A 4685-nucleotide genomic window follows, 5' to 3' on the forward strand; every position below is an offset into this window, starting at 1 on the left:
CACCTTCGGCTTCGACACCGCCGTCGGCGTCGCCACCGAGGCGATGGACCGGCTGAAGACCACCGCCGAGTCCCACCAGCGGGTCATGGTCGTCGAGGTCATGGGCCGGCACGCGGGCTGGATCGCCCTGGAGTCCGGCATGGCCGCCGGCGCCCACGGCATCTGCCTTCCCGAACGGGCCTTCGACCCGGCCCGGTTGGTGAAGATGGTCGAGGAGCGCTTCGCCCGCGGCAAGAAGTTCGCGGTGATCTGCGTCGCCGAGGGCGCCCACCCCGCCGACGGCACCATGGACTACGGCAAGGGCGAGATCGACAAGTTCGGTCACGAGCGCTTCCAGGGCATCGGCACGGCCCTGGCCCACGAGCTGGAGCAGCGCCTCGGCAAGGAGGCCAGGCCGGTCATCCTCGGCCACATCCAGCGCGGCGGCACGCCGACCGCGTACGACAGGGTGCTCGCCACGCGCTTCGGGTGGCACGCGGTGGAGGCCGCGCACCAGGGGCGGTTCGGCCGGATGACGGCGCTGCGCGGGACCGACGTCGTGATGGTCCCGCTCGCGGAGGCCGTCACCGAACTGAAGACGGTCCCCAAGGACCGCATGGACGAGGCCGAGTCGGTCTACTGACGGACGGATCCGCCCCCTCGGGCCCCGGTGCCGGCAGGGGCGGGCCGCGTCGTCGCGTCACCCCGGCGCGCGTCCCGGCCGGGGGCGGTGTGCGGCCGCCGGCCCTACGGGCCCGGCGCCCACCGGTACTGCAGCTCGGGCCGCCCGACGGTCCCGTACTGGGGGCGCCGCCCCGCGCGCCCCGCGTCCACCAGGTGCTCCAGGTAGCGGCGGGCGGTGATGCGGGAGATGCCCACCGCCTCCGCCACCCCGCTGGCCGTCAGGCCCTCGTCGGCGCCGCGCAGGGCCAGGGTCACCCGTTCCAGGGTCGGCGCGCTCAGGCCCTTGGGCAGGGCGGCCGGCCCGGGGGCGCGCAGGGCGGCCAGCGCCCGGTCCACCTCGGCCTGGCCGCTGGCCTCGCCCACGGCCGCCCGGAACTCGGCGTACCGCACCAGACGGTCCCGCAGCGTCGCGAAGGTGAACGGTTTCAGCACGTACTGGACGACCCCCAGCGACACGCCCTCGCGCACCACCGTGAGATCCCGTGCCGAGGTCACCGCGACGACGTCCGCGTGGTGCCCCGCGGCCCGCAGCGACCGGGCCAGCTGCAACCCGTGCACGTCGGGCAGGTGCAGGTCGAGCAGGAGCAGGTCGACGGGGGCGCGCTCCAGCACCCGGCGGGCCTCGGCGCCCGTGGCGGCCTTGCCGACGGCGACGAACCCCGGCACCCGGCCGACGTACATCACGTGGGCGTCGGCGGCCACGGGGTCGTCCTCCACCACCAGGACCCGGATGGGCGGCCCGCCGGTCACGCCGTGCCTCCCGAGCCCGAGCCCGCCGTCGCACCGTGCGCGACCGCGGGGCCCCCGGCGGCCCGCAGCGGGAGGCGCACCTCGAAGCGGGCGCCGCCGCCCTCCTCCGAGGTGACCGTCAGCGTGCCGCCGTGCCGGTGCACCGCCTGCCGCACCAGCGCCAGGCCCAGCCCGCGCCCGCCCGGCCCCGACGGCTTGGTCGTGAAGCCCTGCTCGAAGACCGCCTCGGCGTGGTCGGGGGCCACGCCCGGACCGGTGTCGGACACCCGGAGGATCAGCTCCGGGCGGTTGTCGGTGAGGGCGGTGACCGTCACCCGGGGACTGATGCCGCCCAGGGCCGCGTCCACCGCGTTGTCGATCAGGTTGCCCAGGATGGTGACCAGGTCCCGGGCGGGCAGGGTGGCGGGCAGCAGCCCGTCGTCCAGCCGGCTGTCCGGCGTGACCACCAGCTCCACGCCCCGCTCGTGGGCCTGGGCGGTCTTGCCCAGCAGCAGCGCCGCCAGGACCGGTTCGCCCACCGCCGCCACCACCTGGTCGGTGAGCGCCTGGGCCAGCTCCAGTTCGGCGGTCGCGAAGTCCACCGCCTCCTCGGCCCGGCCCAGCTCGATCAGGGAGACGACGGTGTGCAGCCGGTTCGCCGCCTCGTGCGCCTGGGAGCGCAGCGCCTGCGTGAAGCCCCGCTCCGAGTCCAGCTCGCCCATCAGGGATTGGAGCTCGGTCACGTCGCGCAGGGTCACCACCGCACCGCGCCGCTCGCCGCCCGAGACCGGCGAGGTGTTCACCACCAGCACCCGGTCCGCCGTCAGGTGCACCTCGTCGACCCGCGGCCGGGAGGCGAGCAGCGCGCCCGTCAGCGGTGCCGGAAGGCTGAGTTCCGCGACCGACCTGCCCACCACGTCCTCCTCCGGCTCCACGCCCAGCAGCTCCCGGCCGCCGTCGTTGATCAACGCCACCCTGTACTGCCCGTCCAGCATCAGGAGTCCCTCGCGCACGGCGTGCAGCGCGGCCTGATGGTAGTCGTGCATGTGGCTGAGCTGGGTCGCGTTCATCCCGTGGGTGTGCCGGCGCAGCCGCGCGTTGATCACGTACGTGCCGATCGCGCCGAGCCCCAGGGCGGCGGCCGCGGCCGCGAGCAGCGTGGTCAGCTGGCCCTGCGCGCGCTGGCTGATCTCCTCGACCCTGATGCCCGCGCTGACCAGGCCGACGATCCGGTCGCCGTCCAGGACCGGGGCGACCGCGCGCACGGACGGGCCCAGGGTGCCGGTGTAGGTCTCGGTGAAGGTGCGGCCCCGCAGGGCGGCGGCGGTGTGGCCGCGGAAGGGCAGGCCGATCTGGTCCGGGTCGGGGTGGGTCCAGCGGATGCCCCGGGGATCCATGATCGTGACGAAGTCGATGTCGGTGTCGCGCATCACCGCCAGCGCGTACGGCTGGAGCGTCGCCGAGGGATCGGCGGTACGGATCGACTCCCGCACCGAGGGCGAGTCCGCGATCGACAGGGCCACCCCCGTGGCCTGGTGCCCCGCCGCCTCCTCCGCCTGGCTGCGGTCGCCCACGTAGCTGAACAGCGCGTATCCCACCACGAGGACCGCTATCAGCACCGCCTGCATGGCGAAGAGCTGGGCCGCGAGGCTGCGGGGTCTAGGGAGGGTGAACCGCATCCCGACAGTGTGCATCTCCCCCGGGCGTGAACTAAATGAACGGAAGGGTGACCACGCTCACAAGGCAGGACATAGTCACGGCTGTTCCCCACCACCCCATCCCCCGGACGTGAGCCGCACGCCGGTGATGCCGACGACGTCATCAAGGAGGCCGCCGTGACTAGCACAGCCGATACGGCACCTGCCGCTCCCGAAGCGAAGCGGGACCGCACGCACTATCTCTACATCGCGGTGATCATCGCGGTCGTCCTCGGCATAGCCGTCGGTCTGGCGGCACCCGGTTTCGCGGTCGAGCTGAAGCCGATCGGCACCGGGTTCGTGAACCTGATCAAGATGATGATCTCGCCGATCATCTTCTGCACGATCGTGCTGGGCATCGGTTCCGTCCGCAAGGCCGCCAAGGTCGGCGCCGTCGGCGGCATCGCCCTCGGCTACTTCATGGTGATGTCGCTGGTCGCGCTCGGTATCGGCCTGGTCGTCGGCAACATCCTGGACCCCGGGACGGGTCTCGCGGTCACCGACGCGGTCAAGGAGACCGGTCAGGCCCAGGTCAACGCGGAGGCCAAGGACACCACCGAGTTCCTCCTCGGGATCATCCCGACCACGATCGTCTCCGCCTTCACCCAGGGCGAGGTCCTGCAGACCCTGCTGGTCGCGCTGCTGTGCGGCTTCGCGCTGCAGGCCATGGGCAAGGCCGGCCAGCCGGTCCTGCGCGGGATCGAGCACATCCAGCGGCTGGTCTTCCGGGTCCTCGCCATGATCATGTGGGCCGCGCCGATCGGTGCGTTCGGCGCCATGGCCGCGGTCACCGGCTCCGCCGGCGTGGACGCGCTGAAGAGCCTCGCGGTGCTGATGCTCGGCTTCTACATCACCTGTGTGCTGTTCATCTTCGTGATGCTCGGCGCGCTGCTGCGCGTCGTCTCGGGTCTGAACATCTGGTCCCTGCTGAAGTACCTGGGCCGGGAGTTCCTGCTGATCCTGTCCACGTCCTCGTCCGAGTCGGCGCTGCCGCGGCTCATCGCCAAGATGGAGCACCTGGGCGTCAGCAAGCCGGTGGTCGGCATCACCGTCCCGACCGGCTACTCCTTCAACCTCGACGGCACCATGATCTACATGACCATGGCCTCGCTGTTCATCGCCGACGCCCTGGGCACGCCGATGTCGATCGGCGAGCAGATCCCGCTGCTGCTCTTCCTGCTGGTCGCCTCCAAGGGTGCCGCCGGTGTCTCCGGCGCGGGCCTGGCGACGCTGGCCGGCGGCCTGCAGTCGCACAAGCCGGCCCTGGTGGACGGCATCGGCCTCATCGTCGGCATCGACCGCCTGATGAGCGAGGCCCGCGCCCTGACCAACTTCGCGGGCAACGCGGTCGCCACGGTGCTGATCGGCACCTGGACCAAGGAGATCGACAAGGAGCGGGTGAACCAGGTCCTCTCCGGCGCCCTCCCCTTCGACGAGGCCACCCTGATGGACGAGGACGGCGGCGAAGGCCCCGCCGACCGCGCCGAGGCCCCCGGCGCGGTCGCCGAAAAGGAACTCGCCAAGGCCTGACGGGCTGCTTCCCCCTGCTGCACAAGCGCTGCCCCACCAGCGCTTTCCCCGCCGCCGAGCGGCCGG

General features: G+C 72.6%; 4 protein-coding genes. 2 read left to right on the forward strand and 2 right to left on the reverse strand.

Annotated elements, in window-relative coordinates; translation table 11 throughout:
• The coding region (locus AOK18_RS29125) for a 6-phosphofructokinase (RefSeq protein WP_206281609.1) at positions 1 to 622 on the forward strand (622 nt) is incomplete at its 5' end.
• Positions 623 to 726: 104 nt separating this feature from the next.
• Here AOK18_RS29125 and AOK18_RS29130 read toward each other — a convergent pair.
• Complete coding sequence (locus AOK18_RS29130; protein ID WP_055696255.1) at positions 727 to 1413, reverse strand: response regulator; 687 nt, start codon at positions 1411 to 1413, stop codon at positions 727 to 729.
• Positions 1410 to 3071, reverse strand: coding sequence for a sensor histidine kinase (locus AOK18_RS29135; protein ID WP_055696256.1), 1662 nt, complete (start codon positions 3069 to 3071; stop codon positions 1410 to 1412). Before AOK18_RS29135 ends, AOK18_RS29130 begins: the two co-directional genes overlap by 4 nt.
• Before the next feature lie 156 nt (positions 3072 to 3227).
• Between AOK18_RS29135 and AOK18_RS29140 the strand changes: the two genes are divergently transcribed.
• Positions 3228 to 4619 (forward strand): cation:dicarboxylate symporter family transporter, encoded by a 1392-nt coding sequence (locus AOK18_RS29140; protein WP_055573102.1) that lies wholly within the window; start codon positions 3228 to 3230, stop codon positions 4617 to 4619.
• Positions 4620 to 4685 lie beyond the last annotated feature (66 nt).

Origin of the sequence: Streptomyces prasinopilosus (genome assembly GCF_001419695.1) — a bacterium.
GTDB lineage: Bacteria > Actinomycetota > Actinomycetes > Streptomycetales > Streptomycetaceae > Streptomyces > Streptomyces prasinopilosus.